Origin of the sequence: Streptomyces sp. NBC_00377, from assembly GCF_036075115.1 — a bacterium.
Taxonomy (GTDB): Bacteria; Actinomycetota; Actinomycetes; order Streptomycetales; family Streptomycetaceae; genus Streptomyces.
Genome location: NZ_CP107958.1, coordinates 8455899 through 8475755, shown reverse-complemented (window position 1 = coordinate 8475755; position 19857 = coordinate 8455899). Strand labels below are relative to the sequence as shown.

The 19857-nt window shown below is 72.2% G+C and carries 20 protein-coding genes and 2 pseudogenes; 7 read left to right on the top strand and 15 right to left on the bottom strand.

The genetic code is table 11. The features are described from left to right. Positions 1-165 precede the first annotated feature (165 nt). The gene (locus tag OHS71_RS37675) at positions 166-648 is read right to left on the bottom strand and encodes a VOC family protein (RefSeq protein WP_328483807.1); all 483 of its coding nucleotides are present in this window, start codon (positions 646-648) and stop codon (positions 166-168) included. Between the two features lie 222 nt (positions 649-870). On the opposite strand from OHS71_RS37675, the gene OHS71_RS37670 reads away from it, so the two are divergent. Together OHS71_RS37670 and OHS71_RS37665 are read left to right on the top strand one after the other, a co-directional pair. After that, positions 871-1509 carry an ATP-dependent Clp protease proteolytic subunit gene (locus OHS71_RS37670; protein ID WP_328483806.1) on the top strand — a complete coding sequence of 213 codons (639 nt, stop codon included), beginning with the start codon at positions 871-873 and terminating at the stop codon, positions 1507-1509. A 1-nt stretch (position 1510) separates the two neighbouring features. Further along, positions 1511-2113, top strand: coding sequence for a ClpP family protease (locus OHS71_RS37665; protein WP_328483805.1), 603 nt, complete (start codon positions 1511-1513; stop codon positions 2111-2113). 19 nt (positions 2114-2132) lie between these two features. On the opposite strand, the gene OHS71_RS37660 is transcribed toward OHS71_RS37665, so the two are convergent. Continuing rightward, positions 2133-2561, bottom strand: coding sequence for a helix-turn-helix domain-containing protein (locus OHS71_RS37660; RefSeq protein WP_328483804.1), 429 nt, complete (start codon positions 2559-2561; stop codon positions 2133-2135). Positions 2562-2770: 209 nt separating this feature from the next. Between OHS71_RS37660 and OHS71_RS37655 the strand changes: the two genes are divergently transcribed. Next, on the top strand, positions 2771-3658 hold the full coding sequence (locus OHS71_RS37655) for an RNA polymerase sigma factor SigF (RefSeq protein ID WP_328483803.1): 888 nt from the start codon (positions 2771-2773) through the stop codon (positions 3656-3658). Between the two features lie 57 nt (positions 3659-3715). Here OHS71_RS37655 and OHS71_RS37650 read toward each other — a convergent pair whose 3' ends face one another. Together OHS71_RS37650 and OHS71_RS37645 are read right to left on the bottom strand one after the other, a co-directional pair. Then, positions 3716-4168 (bottom strand): ATP-binding protein, encoded by a 453-nt coding sequence (locus OHS71_RS37650; protein ID WP_328483802.1) that lies wholly within the window; start codon positions 4166-4168, stop codon positions 3716-3718. Positions 4169-4513: 345 nt separating this feature from the next. Further along, positions 4514-5785: pseudogene (locus tag OHS71_RS37645) on the bottom strand (DUF6777 domain-containing protein); the annotation flags it as partial. Between the two features lie 196 nt (positions 5786-5981). Here OHS71_RS37645 and OHS71_RS37640 point away from each other — a divergent pair. Beyond that, entirely contained in the window at positions 5982-7250 is a 1269-nt protein-coding gene (locus OHS71_RS37640; RefSeq protein WP_328483800.1) for a streptophobe family protein, read from the top strand. A gap of 132 nt (positions 7251-7382) precedes the next feature. On the opposite strand, the gene OHS71_RS37635 is transcribed toward OHS71_RS37640, so the two are convergent. From OHS71_RS37635 to OHS71_RS37620, 4 genes are read right to left on the bottom strand one after another with little or no spacing between them, the layout of a single operon-like run. Continuing rightward, positions 7383-8360: a serine/threonine-protein kinase gene (locus tag OHS71_RS37635; protein ID WP_328483799.1), complete on the bottom strand. Its 978-nt coding sequence runs from the start codon at positions 8358-8360 to the stop codon at positions 7383-7385. Next, the gene (locus OHS71_RS37630; protein ID WP_328483798.1) at positions 8360-8905 is read right to left on the bottom strand and encodes a hypothetical protein; all 546 of its coding nucleotides are present in this window, start codon (positions 8903-8905) and stop codon (positions 8360-8362) included. Before OHS71_RS37630 ends, OHS71_RS37635 begins: the two co-directional genes overlap by 1 nt. A gap of 9 nt (positions 8906-8914) precedes the next feature. Then, positions 8915-11254: an FHA domain-containing protein gene (locus tag OHS71_RS37625; RefSeq protein WP_328483797.1), complete on the bottom strand. Its 2340-nt coding sequence runs from the start codon at positions 11252-11254 to the stop codon at positions 8915-8917. Positions 11255-11302: 48 nt separating this feature from the next. Continuing rightward, positions 11303-11713: a hypothetical protein gene (locus OHS71_RS37620; RefSeq protein WP_328483796.1), complete on the bottom strand. Its 411-nt coding sequence runs from the start codon at positions 11711-11713 to the stop codon at positions 11303-11305. 307 nt (positions 11714-12020) lie between these two features. On the opposite strand from OHS71_RS37620, the pseudogene OHS71_RS37615 reads away from it, so the two are divergent. Then, positions 12021-12146: pseudogene (locus OHS71_RS37615) on the top strand (nuclear transport factor 2 family protein); the annotation flags it as partial. A 396-nt stretch (positions 12147-12542) separates the two neighbouring features. On the opposite strand, the gene mgrA reads toward OHS71_RS37615, so the two are convergent. Beyond that, a complete protein-coding gene (mgrA, locus tag OHS71_RS37605; RefSeq protein ID WP_328483795.1) occupies positions 12543-13535 on the bottom strand; it encodes an L-glyceraldehyde 3-phosphate reductase in 993 nt (330 codons plus the stop codon). Positions 13536-13658: 123 nt separating this feature from the next. On the opposite strand from mgrA, the gene OHS71_RS37600 reads away from it, so the two are divergent. Both OHS71_RS37600 and OHS71_RS37595 read left to right on the top strand, forming a co-directional pair. Then, a complete protein-coding gene (locus tag OHS71_RS37600; protein WP_328483794.1) occupies positions 13659-14543 on the top strand; it encodes a LysR substrate-binding domain-containing protein in 885 nt (294 codons plus the stop codon). A 25-nt stretch (positions 14544-14568) separates the two neighbouring features. Next, positions 14569-15084 (top strand): mycothiol transferase, encoded by a 516-nt coding sequence (locus tag OHS71_RS37595; RefSeq protein ID WP_328483793.1) that lies wholly within the window; start codon positions 14569-14571, stop codon positions 15082-15084. Here OHS71_RS37595 and OHS71_RS37590 read toward each other — a convergent pair. From OHS71_RS37590 to OHS71_RS37565, 6 genes are all read right to left on the bottom strand, one after another. Then, positions 15066-16136, bottom strand: coding sequence for an adenosine deaminase (locus OHS71_RS37590; protein ID WP_328483792.1), 1071 nt, complete (start codon positions 16134-16136; stop codon positions 15066-15068). The two genes, OHS71_RS37595 and OHS71_RS37590, sit on opposite strands and share 19 nt — an antisense overlap. 27 nt (positions 16137-16163) lie before the next feature. Then, the gene (locus OHS71_RS37585) at positions 16164-16559 is read right to left on the bottom strand and encodes a VOC family protein (RefSeq protein ID WP_328483791.1); all 396 of its coding nucleotides are present in this window, start codon (positions 16557-16559) and stop codon (positions 16164-16166) included. A 504-nt stretch (positions 16560-17063) separates the two neighbouring features. Continuing rightward, a complete protein-coding gene (locus OHS71_RS37580) occupies positions 17064-17984 on the bottom strand; it encodes an aldo/keto reductase (protein ID WP_328483790.1) in 921 nt (306 codons plus the stop codon). A gap of 54 nt (positions 17985-18038) precedes the next feature. Next, the gene (locus OHS71_RS37575; RefSeq protein WP_328483789.1) at positions 18039-18905 is read right to left on the bottom strand and encodes a hypothetical protein; all 867 of its coding nucleotides are present in this window, start codon (positions 18903-18905) and stop codon (positions 18039-18041) included. Beyond that, the gene (locus OHS71_RS37570; protein ID WP_328483788.1) at positions 18902-19465 is read right to left on the bottom strand and encodes an RNA polymerase sigma factor; all 564 of its coding nucleotides are present in this window, start codon (positions 19463-19465) and stop codon (positions 18902-18904) included. The genes OHS71_RS37575 and OHS71_RS37570 overlap by 4 nt, the downstream gene beginning before the upstream one ends. Continuing rightward, positions 19462-19626 (bottom strand): hypothetical protein, encoded by a 165-nt coding sequence (locus OHS71_RS37565; RefSeq protein ID WP_328483787.1) that lies wholly within the window; start codon positions 19624-19626, stop codon positions 19462-19464. The genes OHS71_RS37570 and OHS71_RS37565 overlap by 4 nt, the downstream gene beginning before the upstream one ends. Between the last annotated feature and the right edge of the window lie 231 nt (positions 19627-19857).

The window sequence follows — 19857 nt, the reverse complement described above, 5'->3', positions numbered from 1 at the left end:
CCGTGAGTGACACACGAGCGCTCCGGCGCGCGGGAGCACGCGGCGGAAGCCGTCGCACTCACGAGACGCCCTCCGCCCGCTCCGGCAGGTTCGTACAGTCCCGGCATGTGATCAGGGAGATCCTGGCCGAGGCCCGTTAGCGCGCCCGCCCCTTTCACCGGGCGTCTACTCCCCCGCGTAGGCCTTCTTCAGGGCGGCGACGTCGAGCTTGCTCATGGCGTACATGGCCTTGGTGGTGCGGGTGGCCTTCTCGGGGTCGGGGTCGCTGATCATCTCGATCAGTCCGTCCGGGATGACCTGCCAGGACAGGCCGTACTTGTCCTTGAGCCAGCCGCACGGGCCGGGCTCGCCGCCGTTCTCGGTGAGCCTGGTCCAGTAGTAGTCGACCTCCTCCTGGTCCGCGCAGTAGATCTGGAAGGAGACCGCCTCGCTGAACGTGAACTGCGGGCCGCCGTTGATGCCGACGAACTTCTGCCCGTTGGCCGTGAACTCCACGGCCAGCACGGAGCCGGCCGGGCCCGGGCCGGCCTCGTTGTAGCGGCCGATGTTGCCGATGCTCGAGTTCTTGAAGACCGAGACGTAGTGGTGGGCGGCTTCCTCGGCCTGGCCGTCGAACCAGAGACACGTGGTGAATCCGTCGGTGGTCATCTTTACCTCCTGGGCGTGGGACGCGGTCATCAGTGTCGACTCCCGCTCGCCCCGGAACTCATCGCTCGGGCCGTGAGGTCATCCGGACGGCGTCGGCGAACCGTGCGAGCGGGCGGCCGCTCTGCCCACGGCGGATCTGCTGCGGGCAGAGGATCGGGGTGCGGGCGTCCACCGGGGTCAAGAGTGGAGTCGACGGCATCCACGCCACGACGAGGAGAACCGATGACGCCACTCACCACGCTCGCCCCCCGCGCCGAGGAGGGCGACACCGCACCGTCCCGGTTCGACGACCATCTCGCCGCCCAACTGCTCGGGCAGCGCATCGTGCTGCTGGGGACTCAGGTGGACGAGGTGTCCGCGAACCGGGTCTGCGCACAGCTGCTGATCCTGTCGGCGGAGGACCCGCGCACCGACATCGTCCTGTACATCAACAGCCCGGGCGGGTCGGTGCACGCGGGGCTGGCCATCTACGACACGATGCGGCTGATCCCCAACGACGTCTCGACGCTCGCCATGGGCTTCGCGGCCAGCATGGGCCAGTTCCTGCTGAGCGTCGGCGCGGCCGGCAAGCGGTTCGCGCTGCCGAACGCGCGCATCATGATGCACCAGCCGTCGGCCGGGATCGGCGGCACCACGGCGGACATCGAGATCCAGGCGGAGAACCTGGAGCACACCAAGCGGACCATCGAACGGATCACCGCCGAGCACACCGGGCAGTCCCCGGAGGCCATCTCGCGCGACGGCGACCGCGACCGCTGGTTCACGGCCGAGCAGGCCCGGGAGTACGGCATGGTGGACCGGGTCGTGGAGTCCCTCGCGGACGTCCGCCCGGCCGCGCAGAAGCGACGGATGGGGCTGTGACATGGGGACCTACACGATTCCGAACGTGGTCGAGCGGACCCCGCAGGGCGAGCGGTCCTACGACGTGTTCAGCCGGCTGCTGAACGAACGGATCATCTTCCTCGGCACCGAGATCGACGACGGCGTCGCGAACGTCGTGATCGCGCAGCTCCTGCATCTGGAGGCCGCGTCCCCGGAGAGCGAGATCTCGATCTACCTCAACTCCCCCGGCGGCTCGTTCACCTCGCTGATGGCGATCTACGACACGATGACGTTCGTCCAGGCGCCGATCTCGACCCTGTGTGTCGGACAGGCCGCGTCGACGGCGGCCGTGCTGCTCGCGGGCGGGGATCCCGGCCGCCGGCTCGTCCTGGAGCACGCGCGCGTGCTGCTCGGGCAACCGGCCAGCGGCGGCCGGCAGGGCACCGTCTCGGATCTCGCGCTCCAGGCCAAGGAGATGGTCCGTATCCGCTCTCAGGTGGAGGAGGTGCTGGCCCGCCACACGCGCCACGACATCGCGACCCTGCGTGCGGACATGGACCGCGACAAGGTGTTCACCGCGCAGGAGGCGGTGGCGTACGGCCTGGCCGACGAGGTGCTGAGCCGGCGTCCCGTGACGGTGTGAGACGCCGGCCCGCGGTCCGTCAGGCGGCCAGGCAGAGGCCGTCGTAGGACGACGGCACGGCCGTGCGGCCGCGGACGGGGTGGCGGCTGCTGAGCCTGACCAGCTCTCCCTGGGCCCGGGCCAGCAGATCGCCCAGGCTCAGGCCGAGGGCGTGGGCGGCGGCCGCGAGGACCTCCGAGGAGGCCTCCTTGCGGCCGCGCTCCACCTCGGAGAGGTAGGGCATGGAGATACGGGCCGCGTCGGCGACGTCCTTGAGCGTGCGTTCCTGCGCCCGGCGCTCACGGCGCAGGACGTCCCCGACCAGGTCGCGCCACAGGGGTTCGCGCGGCCGGGACCGGGGAGCGGGTGCCGGGGCGGCGGGGGAAGCGGTGGCCGGGGCGACGCCGGGGCGCTCGGCAGACGGGCGCAGCGGGATCACGCGGGCTCGGTTCGGCGCTTGGTTGCTCACCTTCCCAGCCTAGGAAACCGGGCCGCCACCGGAAGGGCCGGGCGTTGCGCCCTCGGTGGAATCGGGCGGAGTCCCGCGCTCCACCGTCCCGAAACCCTGGATGCATGGGTTCTCGGGATGCGGGTACCCGCATCCCGAGAGGGCTTGCACGCGCTCGCTCACGGACCGAACACACCAGACGTCGAACCGTGACTTTCCAGGGAGAGACAATGGGCAGCGCCGTGATCCGGTCAGAGGCCGGGGCCGTCGAGGACACCACCGTCACCAGCACGGACGGCGGACCCCTCCCCGGGATCGAGGCGCCCCGGAGCGTGGCTCCGCGCGACGCACGCGAGCTCTCCCGTCAGTTCTTCCAGCGGCTGACCGTGCTCGAAGAGGGCTCCCGGGAATTCCAGTACGCGCGCAACACCCTCATCGAGATGAACATGTCCCTGGTGCGGTTCGCCGCCGGCCGGTTCCGCGGCCGGGGGGACGACATGGAGGACATCGTCCAGACCGGGATGATCGGCCTGATCAAGGCCATCGACCGGTTCGAGATCTCGCGCGAGGTGGAGTTCACGTCGTTCGCGCTGCCGTACATCGTCGGTGAGATCAAGCGCTTCTTCCGGGACACGACCTGGGCGGTGCACGTCCCGCGGCGGCTTCAGGAGCTGCGCGTCGAGCTGGCCAAGGCCCGCGAGGAGCTCTCCAGCCGCCTGGACCGGGAGCCGACCGTGTCCGAGCTGGCCACCCTGATGAACCTCGCGGAGAGCCAGGTGGTCGAGGCGCAGATCGCCTCGAACGGCTACAACTCCTCCTCCCTCGACGCCGCGCTCACCGGCGACGGCCCGGAGCACGGCGAATCCGTCCTGGCGGACTTCATCGGCGTCGAGGAGTACGGGCTGCGGCTCGTCGAGGACTTCCACTCACTCGCCCCGCTGATGGCCGAGCTCAGCGAGCGCGACCGGCAGATCATCCACCTGCGGTTCGTGGAGGAGGCCACCCAGGCGGAGATCGGCGAGCGGCTCGGCTGCTCGCAGATGCACGTGTCGCGCCTGATCAAGCGGATCATCACGCGCTTGCGCCACGGGATGCTCGGCGAACTCGGCTGCGCCTGATCACCCGGGTCGGGCAGGAGGCCGAGCCCCCCGGCGGGGGCATGGTGCCCGCCGGGGCTACGACCCGAAGCTGAGCACGGCGCGCACGCGCTTGCCGACCGGCACCCGCTCGGCACTGACCTGCGCGGCCACCGCGTACACGATCTCCAGACCGTGCCGGCCGACCCGCTGGGGGTCCTTGGGGAACCGCATCGGCAGCGCGTCGCTGCTGTCGTAGACACAGACCGTGACCGAGGCGTCCGTACCCTCCAGCTCCAGGATGTACGGCCCGTTGCTGTGCCGGTCGGCGTTGGTGATCAGTTCACTCACCACCAGCATCACCTCACCGGTCACCCGGTCGCCGATCGTGGCGCACCACTCCGTCCTGAGCTGCTCGACGAAGTGCGCGGCGAAGGCCCTGGCCTCGGCTATGCAGCCGGGCTCACCGGTGTAGTGCGCCGCCCGCCGCAGCGGTTCCACGGGTACGTCGAAACCAGTAGGTATCACTGCCCCGTCCAGGTGCTCGATCATGCGTTTCTCTCTCGGAGGCCGGACTGGCCGGACGCTGCTGGCTGTGCCTTTGTCCTCGTACCCCGAGTTCCGCCACACAGTCCAGGTCAGTTTCGGCCCGGTCCGCGGGAGGGCCGGCGGGGCGTCTCACACGGCCCGTGAGCCGGCCGGGGAGCCGGGGGCGAGGGAGGCATCGCCGGAGCGAGCGGCCTGGGACGACCGACCCGCGCCGTCTGCCGGCGGCGCGGACCCCGCGAGCGAGGAGAGGGAGCTCGCGGAACCGCTCGTGACCGCGGACGGTGAGCCGGACTGCGGCTTCGCAGCCGAGGAGTCGGAGGACGGGGACACCGGCGGTGACGAGCCGGAGGACGACGAGCCGGAGGACGAGGTTCCGGAGGACGAGGTTCCGGAGGACGGGGGTGCGACTCCCGGCCTCTCGCCGCGGGACGACTGTGACGACGGCGGTTTCGACGAGGGTTCGTCCGAGGACGGTTCCTCCGACTTCGGCCCGTCCGACTTCGGTTCTTCCGAGGACGTCCCGGAGGAGGGCGGCGGGCAGCCCGGCGGCCGGTCGGCGGGGGGCGAGTCGCACGCCCGGGAGGTGCCCGGGCCGCGGCTCGTCGACGTGCTCGGCATACCCGGTGTGCTGACGGTGATGGTCGGAGTGAGCCTCGGCGGCGGACGGGTCGGCCGGTCCTGCTGGGGCCTGTCGCCCGGCCGACGGGCGAACCAGTGGTGGCCGTGTCCGGGGTCGTAGAGCACGAACACGTCGATCACCGTGACGGAGGGTTTGACGACGACGGTGGTCGCCGGGCTGTACGACGGCCAGGAGTGGCCGGTCCGCTTGAATCCCGTCGGCTGGGCGACCGGCGGGGTCAGCGGGTTCCCGCACGCGCAGCGCACCCTCGGGACACCGCGTCGGTCGACCAGGACGGCCGTGCCGGCCTGGAGGACGGCCTGATAGGAGGTGGCGGCGCCGTCGCGGTATCCGTGGTTCGTGACGCGGGTGTCCAGACGCAGCTGCACGGGGGTGAGGGAGCGCAGATGGGCCGGGACCCCGGAGGGGGCGACCCCGGCCACGGAGGCGAACGCCCTGTTCTTCGCGGGCTCCGCCCCGAGGGCCTTGATCTGCTGCTCCACGGCGCAGCCGGACACGTTGCGGGTACCGCCGTAGAGGCCCTTCTCCCCGCCGTCGACACCGGGGACGGTGCGGGTGGGCGGTGAGGAGCCGGCCGGGGCGACGGAGGCGGGCGGGAAGGAGTTCTCGGTGGTGGGGGGCTTCGTGTAGGGCTCGGGCCCCCGTTCGCCGGCCGGCTGCATGAAGACCTCGCCGACCTGGTCGGAGCCGCCGCCGTTCGACAGGGCGAGCACCAGGACCAGCGCCGTGGCGGCCACGACCGCGGTGGTGAGCAGTGCGATCCGGGGGCCGGACCGCCACCAGGGCCGGCGCGGTTCCCCGTCGCCGCCCTCCGGGGAGTCGGCGTCGGACGGTCCGTAGGGCGGGCCGGAAGGGGGCCGGGAGCCCGGGCCCGAAGGGGGCTGGGAAGGCGGACCCGAGGGCGGCTCCGGGGGCCGGCCCGACAGCGGGCCGGAGGGCGGTCCCGTGGGGCGGCCGGAGGACGGCGGTTCGACGCTCACGAGCACTCCCGACGTGGGCTTCTCGCAGCGCTCCGGCCGTCGGCCCCGAGGAGAGTCCACAGGACCGATCCATCCGTTATGCGCCGCTTTCTTCCACAACGCACCATTGTGTGCTCCAGGCGGTCGCGGCTCGCAAGCCGGGCGCGGACGGCCCTCCCGGCAGGCGCGCTCCCCCGGTGCTGCTTAGCGTGGCAGGGTGAGCGCGCACACCCCGCACGAGCAGGCAGTCTCCCGCCATGGCTGGGTGCGGGCGGCCGTCGTGGCACTGGCCGGGCTGATCGTGATGGGGGTGGTGGCGGCGCTGGGACTGTGGGCGGCCGGAGCCTCGGACCTGCCCGAGGGCGCCTACCCCCGGGTGATCGCGGCGACCGTCGTCACGAGCGTCGGCGGCACGGTCGAACTCTCCGGGAACGCCGGCGCACTCGCCGACACACAGGCCGGTCTGACGGTGATCCCGCTGTCCGTCACCCTCGCCGGGGCGCTCGTGCTGGGCGCCGGATTCCTGCGGCCGCTGCGGCACCGGGCGGTGGCGGGCGCCGCGGAGCTGGCCGGATGGGCGGTCAGGATCGCCGTGGTGTGGCTGCTCGGACTGCTCGGACTGGCCCTCGCCGCCCACCAGAGCTTCAAGATCTCCCTCGGCGACGACACGCTGAGCGACCTCGGCGAACTGTTCGGCGTCAGCCCCGAGGCCGGCTTCACCACGGACGTCCCCCTCACGCTTGTGGTCGGACTCGTGTGGCTGGCCGGCGTCCTGGTGCTGGCGCTGCTGGTCTCGCCCGGGGCTCCGTTGCCGGCCCGGCTGCTGCGCCTGCACGGGTCGGTACGGCCGGCCGCGTACGCGATGGTCCTGCTGCTGCTCGTCTGCGTCGCCCTGGGCGTCGTCGTCGCGCTGGTCGTCGCGGCGACCCGGGGACACGCCGCCGCGACCGCCGCCACGGCCCTGCTCGGGCTGCCCAATCTGGTGTGGCTGACGTTCACGATCGGTCTGGGCGCCACCTGGAACGGCCGGGTCGAGGGTCCGTTCGGGCTGCCCATGCCCCATGTGCTGGACGAGGTGCTGCGCGCCCCGGACGACACGCGGCTGAACCTCGCCACCCTCGCCGAGTACGACGGCCGCGTGTGGTGGCTGGTCGCCGTGGATGCCGTCCTGCTGCTGGGCGCCGCGTTCGTGATGACGGCCCACTCCCCCGCCCGGACGCCCGCCTGGCGGCACGCCGTGCACATGGCGGTGGCGCTGGTGCTCACGGTCCTGATGATCTGCCTGGTCGGCCGGGTCTCGGCGCACTACGGTCTGTCGGTGCTCGGCCTCGGCGACCTGGGCGGCGATCTGTCCGGGGAGCTGTTCCTGCGTCCCGAGCTGTGGTCGGCGCTGGGCTTCGCCGCGCTGTGGGGGCTGGTCACCGGATTCCTGGGCGGGCTTCTGGCGGTGCGGGCCCGCCGACGGCGCGCGCCGAAGGCCCGCTGACGGGGCGGCGTGCACGTCGCGGGCCGAGCGCCCCTTCGGGTGGCGGGCCCGGGACGCCCGCGCTGACGGAGGCGTCTGCCGTCGGCCGCGAAGCGGTCGCCCCGCGGACTCCCCTCGGCGACCCGGCTCGGATCAGCCGGGACGAAGCGTGCGGAAGACCGGACGCGCCCAGGGCGGGGGTTGCCGCGCCGGCCTCCCGGCCTGTTCCGTCGGCGGACCACCGGGCCCGCGTTCCCCCGCGGCGGACGACCGCAGGGCGGCGACGAAGGCGCCGCAGGTGGAATGGCGGGACTCGGGGCTCTTGGCGAGCGCGCGGGCGAACACCGTGTCGACGGACGCGGGAAGGGCAGGGCGGGCCGCCGTCAGCGGGGGCGGTTCGGCATTCTGGTGGGCCCAGAGCAGGGCCATGTCGTCGTCGCGCAGGAAGGGCGGGCGGCCCGCCAGGCACTCGTAGACCACGCAGGCCAGACCGTAGACGTCGCAGCGGCCGTCGACCGGCTGCCCGGAGATCTGCTCGGGGGCGACGTAGTCGAGGGTGCCGACGAACTGGCCGACCGTCGTGAAGCCGGTCAGGGACAGCGACTTCTTCGTCAGACCGAAGTCGGTGAGGTAGACGTGCTCGGGGTGGTCGCTGTCGGTGCCCCGGGCGACCAGGATGTTGCCGGGTTTGACGTCCCGGTGGACCAGCCCGTGGTCATGGGCGGCGTCCAGCGCGGAGGCGACCTGAGCGGCGATCCGGACGGCGGTCGCCGGGGGCAGCGGTCCCTCACGGTCGAGGAGGTGGCGCAGATCGCTCCCCTCCACGTACCGCATGGCGATGTACAGGACGCCGTCGGTCTCGTCCGCCTCGAAGACGGGCACGATGTGCGGGTGGTCGATGGCCGCGGCGACCCGTGACTCATGGGTGAAGCGCTTGCGGAACACGTCGTTGCGCACCAGTTCGGGAGCGAGCAGTTTGAGCGCGACCGTCCGGTCCAGTCGCAGGTCGTGGGCCCGGTAGACGACGGCCATGCCGCCGCGTCCGATCTCGTGCTCGATGCGGTAGCCGGCGATCCGCCGGCCGGTCAGTTCGGAGGGACGGCCGGAGAAGGGTGCCGACGCGCGGGCCATCAGGATCCCCGCCCGGGATCCACGACCCGGGTGGCGGTGTGGTCCTGGTCCCCGGCCGTGTCCGGCGCCCGGTCGGTCGCGTACGTGCTGAGGCGGCTGCCGTCGCCGTACACCCAGCTCTCGCGCGCCGGGTCGTACAGCCACACGTCCTCGCCGTCGACGACCACGCCGATCCGCAGGCCCTGGGTCCGGCGGCGGAAGGACTCGCCGTCGAGTCCGCCGTCGGCCAGTTCCCGCACCGCCTCCCGGTAGCGCGCGAGGGCGTCTTCGGCGCGGCCGAGGAGCGGGCGCGGATCGGCCGAGGCCGCGAGCGGGCCGTCGGAGTGGGGCGGGTCCTGCGGGACGGCGACCAGACGGCGTCCGTCGACCCAGGCGGACCAGCCGTTGGAGCACAGCACGTGCCCCCAGTCGCCGCGCCGCTCCATGAGCCGGACGGGCAGCAGCGGATCGAGGGGCACGGTGGGACGGGCCGGGTCGGGGGCGTCCCAGGCGGGCATGCCGTCCTGCGGGACGACGTGCGTGGGCCGGAATCCGGGAGTCGTCATGGGCCGCTCCTACTTCCGCATCACGGCGGGCTCGTGCCGGCGCAGCAGCCGGGAGACGAGGAATCCGAAGACCGCCGACAACACGACGAGCATCCCCACGTCGAGCAGCCACACCCCCACCGCGTGCTCGAACAGCGGATCCGAGGTGAGGTCCCCCGGCACGATCCTGGCGAGACCGATGGTGCCGGCCATCGCGCCGAGCGCCCACCGTGCGGGCACCAGCCACGACAGCTGCTCCAGGCCCGGCACGCCGTCCAGGGTCAGCAGCGCCCCGCAGAAGACCACTTGGACGATGGCGAGCAGCACCAGCAGCGGCATCGTCACCTCCTCCTTGCGGACCAGGGCGGAGACCAGCAGACCGAGCATCATCGCCGTGAAGGCCAGCAGGGCCACCGCGACGGCGATCTCGACGAGGGGCGGCATCAACACACCCTCGCCGTCCGGTGCGTTGAGATCGACGCCGAGCAGGGCGACGAGGGTCAGCACCACCGCCTGTACGACGGTCACGGTGCCGAGGACGACGACCTTGGACATCAGGTAGGCCGATCTGGACAGGCCGACGGCGCGTTCTCGCTGGTAGATCACGCGTTCCTTGACGAGCTCGCGCACGGCGTTGGCCGCGCCGGTGAGAACGCCGCCGACGCACAGGATGAGCAGCACGTTCATCGCGTGCTCCTGGTCGAGCGTGCCGCCGGCCAGGGCGCGGGCCATGGCGCCCATGACGAACGGCAGGGCGATCATGATGGCGAGGAAGGTGCGGTCTGCGGCGAGTGCGGCGGTGTAGCGGCGCACGAGGGTGCCGAGCTGGGCGCCCCTGCTGCGGGGCCGGGGCGGCGGCAGCATGATCACCGGCCCGGAACGGGGCAGTCGGGGCTGCTCACTGTCGTTGACGATGTACTGCCGCCGCAGCGGCGAGTCGCGGTACTGCGCCGCCCAGTCGCGCTCCTGATCGCGCTCGAAGGCCTCGAAGGCCTCGGGCCAGTGCTCGAAGCCGAAGAAGGCGAGGGCGTCCCCCGGCGGGCCGTAGTAGGCGACCCTGCCGCCCGGCGCGAGCACCAGCAGCCGGTCGCAGACGTCGAGGCTGAGGACGCTGTGCGTGACGACGATGACGGTACGGCCGTCGTCGGCGAGGCCGCGCAGCATGTGCATCACCGAGCGGTCCATGCCGGGGTCGAGTCCGGAGGTCGGCTCGTCGAGGAAGAGGAGCGACGGCTTGGTCAGCAGCTCCAGTGCCACGCTCACGCGCTTGCGCTGACCGCCGGAGAGGCTGTGCACGGGCTGGCCCGAGCGCTGCTCGAGCCCCAGCTCGCGGATGACCTCCTCGACCCGCTCGCGGCGCTCCGCCTTGGCGGTGTCCTGCGGGAAGCGCAGTTCGGCGGCGTAGACGAGGGCGCTGCGCACGGTCAGCTGGGCGTGCAGGATGTCGTCCTGCGGGACCAGTCCGATGCGCTGGCGCAGTTCGGCGTAGTCGCGGTAGAGGTCGCGGCCGTCGTACACGACCGTGCCGTGGCCCGCCGGGCGCTGGCCGGTGAGGGCGCCGAGCAGGGTGGACTTGCCTGCGCCGCTGGGTCCGACGACCGCCAGCAGGCACTTCTCCCCCACCGGGAAGGAGACGTGGTCGAGGAGCACCTTGCGGCCACGGTCTACGGTGACCGTGAGGTCCTGTACGTCGAGGGAGACCTCGCCGGTGTCGACGTACTCCTGGAGCAGGTCACCGACCAGGCAGAAGGCCGAGTGGCCGATGCCGACGACGTCACCTGGCCCGAGCGGGGCGCGGGTGACGGGCAGGCCGTTGAGGTACGTCCCGTTGTGGCTCCCGAGGTCGGCGATCTCGTGGCCTCCGCCGGGCAGCTCGCGCAGTTCCGCGTGCCGGCGCGAGACGACCAGGTCGTCGACGACGAGGTCGTTGTCGGCGGCGCGGCCGATGCGGACGGTGCGCGGGGGCAGCGCCCGGACGCTGGTGGGCCGGCGGAAGGTGCCGGTCACTGCGGGCCGGGAGACCGCGGAGGGGCGCTCGGCGAGGGGAGCCGGACGGCCGGACAGGACCAGGCAGGGGCCGTCGGCGGGGCTGCCGAGGCGGATCACGCTGCCGGGGCCGACGTCCCACTCCTGGACGCGTCGGCCGTCCGTGTAGGTCCCGTTGGTGCTCTGTTCGTCCTCGAGAATCCAGTGGTCGCCGTCGGGCCGCAGCACCGCGTGGTGCCAGGAGACGCGGGTGTCGTCGATGACGATGTCGCTGAGCGGGTCCCGTCCGATGCGGTAGTCATGGCCCGGGATCAGCACACCGCCACCCGTCTCGGTCTCCAGCACGAGTTCGGGCGCGGTCGAGGAGACCGGTCGCTCCACCATGTCTGAATTCTATCGATTTGCTCCTGGGTGCGCCCGACGGGCGGAGCGTCAGCCGACGGGGAGGACGAGTGCGGGGACGGTCCGCTGCATCCGCAGCGCGTCGACGGATTCGGCGAGCAGTTCGTACTCGGTGGTCTCGTCGCTGATCGCGATCCGCACCAGCCGCCCGCCGGCCAACTCGTCGGCCACCAGCTCCTGACGGCCCATGTCGGCACACCAGGCCCGCAGCAGTGCCGGCACGTCCGGCACGTTGTCGGCGACCGGAACCAGGGCGCCCGGCGGGATGTGCTCGCTCTCGGGCTGCGGATCGAGCCGTTCGGCCATCCAGGAGGCCCGGTCCCTCAGCCACCACAGGGCGAGCGCCAGCGTCGGCGCACGATAGGTGCCGAGCGGCACGCCGATGCGCCGGCCGTCGCAGACGCCGTACGCGGTGACATGGCACAGGAATTCGTCGTGCACGTCTCTCTCCCCCGGGTGCTCGCTTGCCGGTTGTGCCTCGCTTTCCGTGCGGCTCTGAGGGGTGAACTACCCCTGACGTTCGAGTATGTTCACTCTTGAAACACTGTCACCATGACTTTCCGGCCAGTCTCTTGGCATATTCCGTGCCCCTCATGGCCGAAATTCGGCGAGCGCCGGAGTGCGTCGTCATTACCCGACAGGCAATCGACCCGGACGGCGGGCGCGGGCAAGGTGGTCACACCGGATCGGCGAATGCCGGATTCCGCGTCCTGACCAGTGTCGACGACCTCATTGGAAGCCATTCCCCGTGTCCGCGAACACCGGGCGATACGAGGGACAGGAGAACGCCGTCGCCCGTCGGTTCGAGGCGTGGAACGCGCGTGGGCCCGAAGCTCTGGCCAAGGCTGTTACCGCCGCGTGGGCCGCCGGGGGCGTCTCCTCGGGCACAGCTCCGGCGCCGGTGGCCGGTCCGACGTCATGCCCCCGGACTCCGGACTCCCGGGGCGGATCACCTGCACCCGCGGATTCCTCGACCGGGCTGCCCGCAAGCGCCTGAAATGCGGTCGGCCGGCCGGCGATGAATTCCCTCGCTCGCGGTGGTCCGATCCCCGACGGATCACCGCGGGCCGAGGACATCATGAGTGCAACCGGAAACGGAACCGGAACAGTGAATACCGAATTCACGGGCGTCCTGCGCAAGAGCCCGGCGAAAGGCGGCTGGACCTATGCCCCGGGGAGGGCGCCCGCAGGCTTGCCGTCGACGCCGAGGTGCGCGAGGTGATCGGAAAACAGGAGGGCGATCCGGTGACCGTCCTCCTGACGGAACAACTCAGCCGTTGATCACCGCGTCGATCCGGTCCAGCTCCCCGGCCTCGAAGTCCAGGTTGGCGAGGGCGCCGACGCTGTCCTCGATCTGCCGGGCGCTGCTCGCGCCCACCAGCGCGGAGGTCACCCGCCCGCCGCGCAGCACCCAGGCCAGGGCGAGCTGGGCGAGGGACTGACCGCGGGACTTGGCGATGTCGTCGAGGGCGCGCAGCTTGCCCACGAGCTCCTCGGTCAGCGCGTCGGAGTTCAGGAACGGGCTGTCGCTCGCGGCCCGCGAGTCCTCCGGGATGCCGTCCAGGTAGCGGCCGGTCAGCAGACCCTGCTCCAGGGGCGAGAACACGATCGAGCCCACCTGGAGCTCGTCCAGGGCGTCGAGCAGGCCCTCGCTCTCGGGGCGGCGGTCCAGCATCGAGTACCGCGGCTGGTGGATGAGCAGCGGGGTGCCCAGCTCGCCGAGGATGCGGGCGGCCTCGCGGGTCTGCTCCGCCGAGTAGTTGGAGACACCGACGTAGAGCGCCTTGCCCTGCTGCACCGCGGTGTGCAGGGCGCCCATCGTCTCCTCGAGGGGAGTCTCCGGGTCGGGGCGGTGCGAGTAGAAGACGTCGACGTACTCCAGGCCCATCCGGCTCAGGCTCTGGTCGAGCGAGGACAGCAGGTACTTGCGAGAACCCCACTCCCCGTACGGGCCCGGCCACATCAGATAACCGGCCTTGGTGGAGATGACCAGCTCGTCGCGGTAGGGCGCGAAGTCCGCCTTCAGGGCCTCGCCCAGCGCCGACTCGGCGGCGCCGGGCGGCGGCCCGTAGTTGTTGGCCAGGTCGAAGTGGGTGACACCGAGGTCGAAGGCGCGGCGCAGGATCGCCCGCTGGGTCTCGACCGGGCGGTCCGGGCCGAAGTTGTGCCACAGTCCGAGCGACAGCGCGGGGAGCTTCAGGCCGCTGCGTCCGGTGCGCCGGTAGGGCATGTCCGCGTAGCGGTCGGGGTGTGCGGTGTACAACGCGACTCCAGGAAGGGTTGGCACGGAAGATCGGTCTCACAGACTGCTACCCACTCTCGCCGACCTGCGGATAGTGGTCCAACAGAAGAATCCGATGGAATTGTGCGGCTACGCTTCTCAATCATGGAACTGCGTCACCTCCAGCACTTCGTCGCGGTCGCCGAGGACCAGCACTTCACCCGGGCCGCCGAACGCCTGATGGTCTCCCAGTCGGGCCTGTCGGCGTCGATCAGGGCCCTGGAGCGGGAACTGCGCGCTCCGCTGTTCGTCCGGACCACCCGGCGGGTGACGCTCACCGAGGCGGGCCGGGCGCTGCTGGCCGAGGCGGAACGTATCCTCGCGCAGGTGCGTGCGGCCCACGAGGCGGTGGCCGCCGTCCAGGGAGTGGTGCGCGGCACGCTCTCCGTGGGCACCGAGCAGTGCATCGCCGGGGTGGATGTGGCGGGGCTGCTCGCGGCGTTCCGGCGGCGCCATCCGGATGTGGAGATCCGGCTGCGCCAGACCGGTTCCGGCGCCCTGGGCGAGGAGGTGGCGGCCGGCCGGCTCGACCTGGCCTTCGCCTACCGGACCCAGACGGACACCGACCAGCTCCGCTGCGCGCCGCTGGCCAGCGAGCCGATGTACGTGCTGTGCCATCCCGAGCACCGTCTCGCCGGGGTGTCGGCGGCGCTGACGCCGCAGGACGTCGCGGGCGAGGTGTTCGTCGACTTCCACCCCGACTGGGGGCCGCGCCGGGCCACCGACGTCGCGTTCGCCGAGGCGGGAGTACGGCGCACGGTCGCCCTGGAGGTCAACGACGTGCACAGCCTCCTGGACCTGGTGGCCGAGAACCTGGGCGTCGCCGTCGTACCGCGCCACTTCCGGCACAAGCGCGAGGCGCTCACCGCGCTGCCCCTCAAGGGAACGGGCGAGGCGGTGTACGAGACGGTCGCACTGCTGCCGCCCGCCCGGGCCACCAGCCCGGCCGCCCGGGCACTGATGGCGCTGCTCGAGACGGGGAGCGTCTGAGCCCCGGGTGCGCGATGGTGGACGCATGCATGCCAAGGACATCCTCATCGAGGGGTACAGCCGCATCCGGGAAGAGGTCCACGCCGCCGTCGAGGGCCTGGACCCCGACGCCCTGGCCGCCCGGCCCGCCGCCGCGTCCAACTCGATCGCCTGGCTCGTCTGGCACCTCACCCGCGTTCAGGACGACCATGTCGCCGACGCCTTCGGGCTCGACCAGGTGTGGCTGGCCCAGGACTGGGAGAAGCGGTTCGCTCTCGGCCTGCCGCGCCAGGACACCGGGTACGGGCACAGCGCCGCGCAGGTCGCGAAGGTGCAGGTCTCCGACGCCGATCTGCTGACCGGATACCACGACGCCGTGCACGCGCAGAGCCTGGCGGCGCTGCACGCGCTGACGGCAGCGGATCTGGAGCGTGTCGTGGACGAGCGCTGGGACCCGCCGGTCACCCTCGGCGTACGGCTGGTGAGCGTCCTGTCCGACGATCTCCAGCACGTCGGACAGGCCGCCTATGTCCGCGGGCTGCTTCAGAGCGCCGCGGCGTAGGCCGGCAGGACGACGTCCTCGATGAGGGCGTTGCGCTCGTCGAACGGCACGAACGCGCTCTTGAGGGCGTTCACCGTGACGGTGCGCAGGTCCTCGACGGTCCAGCCGGCCTCCTCGACCAGCAGCGACATCTCGCGGGTCATCGTGGTGCCGGAGACCAGCCGGTTGTCGGTGTTGAGGGTGACGCGGAAGCCGAGGTCCTTCAGCGCGGTGATGGGGTGCTCGGCGATCGAGGTGGCCGCGCCGGTCTGGAGGTTGGAGGTCGGGCACATCTCCAGGGCGATGCGGCGGTCGCGGACCCAGCCGGCGAGCCGGCCGAGCTTGCCGTCCACGATGTCGTCGGTGATGCGCACGCCGTGGCCGATGCGCTGGGCCCCGCAGACCTGGAGGGCCTGGTGGATGCTGGGCAGGCCATGGGCCTCGCCGGCGTGGATGGTGAAGGGGACATTCTCGCGGCGCAGGTGCTCGAAGGCGTCGAGGTGGTCGGCGGGCGGGAAGCCGTCCTCGGCGCCGGCGATGTCGAAGCCGACGACGCCCGCGTCCCGGAAGGCGACCGCGAGATCGGCGGCCTCGCGCACGCGGTCGAACATCCGCATGCCGCACAGCAGCGTGCCGACCCGGACCGGCGTCCCGGCCGCCGCCGCCTTCGCCATGCCGGCCGCGAGGCCCTCCTGGACGGTCTCCACGACCTCGGCGAGACTCAGCCCGCCGTTGACGTTCAGCTCGGGGGCGTAGCGGACCTCGCCGTAGACGACCCCGTCGGCCGCCAGGTCGAGGACGTACTCCTCCGCGGTGCGCAGCAGGCCCTCGCGGGTCTGCATCACGGCGAGGGTGTGCTCGAAGGTGGCTATGTAGCGCACCAGGTCACCGGAGTTGGCTGCCTCGAAGTACCAGGCGGCGAGCTCGTCGGGGTCGGCGGTCGGCAGCTTGTGGCCGACCGCGTCCGCGAGTTCGACGACGGTGGCGGGGCGCAGGCCGCCGTCGAGGTGGTCGTGCAGGACCGCCTTGGGGAGTCGGCGGAGCGTTTCGGTGTCGATGCGGGGCGCGGTCATCAGTCTGTGTTCCTCGGCAGGTGGTTCTCAGGTGGTGGCGGGCTGGAGCAGGTCCCAGCGGTTCCCGTACAGGTCCTGGAAGACGGCGACGGAGCCGTAGGCCTCGTGGCGGGGCTCCTCCAGGAAGGTCACGCCGGCGGCGAGCATGCGGGCATGGTCGCCGGCGAAGTCGTCGGTGTGCAGGAAGAACCCGACGCGGCCGCCGGTCTGGTCGCCGACGCGGGCGCGCTGGGCGTCGCCCTTGGCCCGGGCGAGCAGCAGCCCGGTGCCGTCCTGGCGGTCCCCGGGCCGCACGACGACCCAGCGGGCCCCGCCGGGACGGGGTTCGTCCTCGGCCAGCCGGAATCCGAGCGCCTCGGTGTAGAAGCGGATCGCCTCGTCGTAGTCGTCGACGACGAGCGTGACCAGGGCGATGCGACTCATCGTGGCCTTTCGGGGAGTGTGCGGGGGCTTTCGCGAGGTGCGATTGACGGGTGAGGTTATACGTAAAACGTCACCCACGCCAGTTGCCCTCGCGGGCGGGCGGCGGAAGCTCCGGGAGAGCGGCCGGACCCGCCCGGCTGTCGGGACACGCGGGAGGTCGTCCTCGTCGACGGCGAGGACCGGACGCACACCGGGGAGGAGGTAACGGAGGAGGCCGCCCGGGCGGTCCTGGCGAGCACCGGCCGGGACCCGGGGCGGGACAGCGCGTCGTACGCCCGTCTCAGGGTGCGGGCGGTCGCCGTGCGGGCGGTCGCCGTGCGGGCGGTCGCGGTGCCGGGCATGGCGGGGGGAGCACGAGTTGCCCGGGCGGCATTTGATGCAGGACGGGGCGTGGGCCGCGCAGGCGCCCTGCCCGCGCCCGGATCCCGCCGGCCGACGGATCCGGGGGCGGTGGCGGCATCCGGTCTTCGTGCCGCGCCGGCCTTGCCTGCCGGATCCGGCGGATCAGCTCTCCGGCGTCCCGCCCGTGGCGCGGTGCGCGGTGTTCAGGCGGTCCAGGTCCTCGACCGTGAGGCGCAGTGCGCCCGCCGCCACGTTCTCCGCGAGGTGGGCGGGGTCTCCCGTGCCGGGGATGGCCAGCACGTGCGGCCCCTGGGCGAGAGTCCAGGCGAGGCGGACAGCGGCGGGGGACGCGCCGTGGGCGTGGGCGACGGTGAGGAGCGCCTCGTCATGGGCGGTGGAGGCGCCCCGGGCCCCGCCGTCGCCTGCGATGGCGAAGAACGGCACGAAGGCCACGCCCTGCTCGCCGCAGACGCGCAGGAGTTCCTCGGTCGCCGGGGAGTGGTGCCCGAAGCCGTAGCGGTTCTGCACGCTGACGACGGGGGCGATGGCCTGTGCCTCGGCGAGATGACGGGGTTCGACGTCGGAGACGCCGAGGTGGCGGACCAGTCCGGCGGTGCGCAGTTCGGCGAGGGCGCCGAAGTGCTCGGCGATCGACTCCTGGCGCATCCGGCGCAGGTAGACCAGGTCGAGGTGGTCGCGGCCGAGCTGGCGCAGGTTCTCCTCCACGTGGCCCCGCAGGTCCTCGGGGCGGGCCGAGGTGCCCCACTCCCCCGACCAGTCGCGGAAGGGGCCGACCTTGGTGGCGATGAGCAGGTCGTCCGGGTACGGGGCCAGCGCGCTGTTGATCAGCTCGTTGGCGGAGCGGAGGGCGGAGAAGTAGAAGGCGGCGGTGTCGATGTGATTGACGCCGAGCTCGACCGCCCCGCGCAGGACGGCGATCGAACGGCCGCGCTCGCTCGGCGTACCGAGGTGGAAGGCCGCGCTGCCGGTCAGCCGCATCGCGCCGAAGCCGACGCGGCCGACCGTCAGGCCGCCGATGTCCCAGGTGCCCGCGGCGTTCGCGGTGATCGTTTCGCTGGTCATCCGTGCAGTCTCGCACGCATCGCGCACACCGCTACGGGCCGGCGGCGTGGACCCTCAACAGGCCGCGCTCTCCTCGCACTTGCGCAGCGCCTCCTGGACGTCGCGGCTCCAGCGCCTGGCTGTGCGGGGGGTGGCCGAGGACACGGTGTGCACGGCCGGCTCCCGGCGTTCGGGCAGCGGGCCGGACCTGGCACGCCGGCGCTCCTTCACGGGCGGGGCGCCATGGGCGACGACCTCCTCCACGATCTCGGCCAGATCGCCGTCGGGAAGGGGGAGTTCGAGGTCGTCGTCGACGAAGCCGACCACGGCCGGCACGTACTCCACCAGCGCCCGCAACGCCTCCGGCAGCCCTCTTCCGCCGCGGCGCAGGCCGCCGAGCACATGCAGCGCGGTGGCGATCTCCACTTCGGTGGCCTCCCGGCTCAGGGTGGCGGGGGTGATCTCCGTGTGGCGCAGCCACCAGTCGGCCTCCATGTCCTCGCCCATCGAGCGGTGGTGGAGGTAGAGGCAGTAGGAGGAGACGGTGTCGGAGGCCCCGGCGCCGTACTGCCACCAGAAGCGGGCGCTGTCCTCGCAGTCGGCCAGGTAGAGGAGGCTGCCGAGGATCCGGGCGCCGGAGGGCTCGGGCAGGGCGCTGCCGAGGAAGTTGCCGATGCCCTTGAGCGCCCCCGTGCGGGTCAGGAGCGCCTCGCACAGGGATGTCAGGTCCCGGGCCGCGGGGTGCGTCCTCGGCGTTCTGCGGGCCGCCGCGGCGCGCTGAGGGCACACCCGGGTCGCGGGTCCGTCGGGGCCGCCGGCCGCGACCCGGGCGGCGATCCGGGCCTCGGCTGCGTCGATGTCCGAGCGGCGGTAGGCGGCCGTGGGCACGAGGCGCGCCCCGGCCAGCAGGGTGTCGATGTCGCTCGCGGTGTCGAAGGTCATGACCGCTCCTCCTCCTCGGCGCACGCTGTGTAGATCTCCCGCAGACGGCGTTTGGCATAGCGCTCGGTGGACCGCACCCCGGCTTCGGTGATCCCCAGGTGGAACGCCACGTCGGCGGTGCTGTAGCCCTCGCAGTAGCGCAGTCTGATGACGTCCCGCTGGCGCTCGGGGAGAGCGGAGATCGCGCGGAACAGCCGCAGGTTCTGCTCGATCACCTCGAAGGCGTCCTCGGCGCCCTGGAGGGTGACCGTCTCGAAGACGGCCGTGTCCATCAGCGTGGCGCGCCGGCCGCGGGCCCGGGCGTGGTCGATGACACGGTTCTTCATCACCCGCCACGCGTAGGCGGCCGGGTTCTCGGCGCGCAGTATGCGCGGCCACTGCCGGGCGAGTTGGACGAACGCCTCGTCCACGGCCTCCTCGGCGTCGGCGCGCGAGCGCAGACAGCGTTCGGCCTCGCGGACATAGCGCGGCCGGTGCATCTGGTGGAAGGCGCTGAAGTCCAGGGGCAGTTTCTCCGGCGCCCGCGGGTTTCCCGCGGGGCGCAACTCCTCCTGGGTCACCGATCGCCCCCCGGGATCCGATGGTCCATCTCCCGGACGCCCACCCGCACGAGCGCGGCGACGAACCGGCGCGCGAGGGTGAGGACGCCGGGTCCGAAGACCCGGAGGGCGAGCACGGACAACGCCACGTCGCGGGCGAGCTGTTCGAACTGGTCGTTCACGGACCCTTCGGTCCTTCCGCTGGCGGTGCGGGGCCCATGGACCCCGGAAGGCATCGGTCACACCTTCTGCCCCCACGGCGTGCGGCGCCGCCGTTTCGTGCATGCCCGGTTCGAAAGGCCGCCGGAATTGGCCGTTTCGGACTACGGACCGTACCGTTCCGGACTAATACCCGTTCTCTGGTTGCCGCTTGGCGGGCTACTTCCGCCCACTCCCGTCCGCTCCCGTCCGTT

What these genes read in the sequence shown, in the direction of transcription:
- OHS71_RS37585 (WP_328483791.1), bottom strand. Translation starts at nt 16,559, where the DNA reads ATGAGTCGCATCGCCCTGGTCACGCTCGTCGTCGACGACTACGACGAG.
- OHS71_RS37635 (WP_328483799.1), bottom strand. Translation starts at nt 8,360, where the DNA reads ATGGCCCGCGCGTCGGCACCCTTCTCCGGCCGTCCCTCCGAACTGACC.
- OHS71_RS37650 (WP_328483802.1), bottom strand. Translation starts at nt 4,168, where the DNA reads ATGATCGAGCACCTGGACGGGGCAGTGATACCTACTGGTTTCGACGTA.
- OHS71_RS37665 (WP_328483805.1), top strand. Translation starts at nt 1,511, where the DNA reads ATGGGGACCTACACGATTCCGAACGTGGTCGAGCGGACCCCGCAGGGC.
- OHS71_RS37580 (WP_328483790.1), bottom strand. Translation starts at nt 17,984, where the DNA reads ATGACCAGCGAAACGATCACCGCGAACGCCGCGGGCACCTGGGACATC.
- OHS71_RS37630 (WP_328483798.1), bottom strand. Translation starts at nt 8,905, where the DNA reads ATGACGACTCCCGGATTCCGGCCCACGCACGTCGTCCCGCAGGACGGC.
- OHS71_RS37595 (WP_328483793.1), top strand. Translation starts at nt 14,569, where the DNA reads ATGCATGCCAAGGACATCCTCATCGAGGGGTACAGCCGCATCCGGGAA.
- OHS71_RS37655 (WP_328483803.1), top strand. Translation starts at nt 2,771, where the DNA reads ATGGGCAGCGCCGTGATCCGGTCAGAGGCCGGGGCCGTCGAGGACACC.
- OHS71_RS37575 (WP_328483789.1), bottom strand. Translation starts at nt 18,905, where the DNA reads ATGACCTTCGACACCGCGAGCGACATCGACACCCTGCTGGCCGGGGCG.
- OHS71_RS37625 (WP_328483797.1), bottom strand. Translation starts at nt 11,254, where the DNA reads ATGGTGGAGCGACCGGTCTCCTCGACCGCGCCCGAACTCGTGCTGGAG.
- OHS71_RS37600 (WP_328483794.1), top strand. Translation starts at nt 13,659, where the DNA reads ATGGAACTGCGTCACCTCCAGCACTTCGTCGCGGTCGCCGAGGACCAG.
- OHS71_RS37670 (WP_328483806.1), top strand. Translation starts at nt 871, where the DNA reads ATGACGCCACTCACCACGCTCGCCCCCCGCGCCGAGGAGGGCGACACC.
- OHS71_RS37590 (WP_328483792.1), bottom strand. Translation starts at nt 16,136, where the DNA reads ATGACCGCGCCCCGCATCGACACCGAAACGCTCCGCCGACTCCCCAAG.
- OHS71_RS37675 (WP_328483807.1), bottom strand. Translation starts at nt 648, where the DNA reads ATGACCACCGACGGATTCACCACGTGTCTCTGGTTCGACGGCCAGGCC.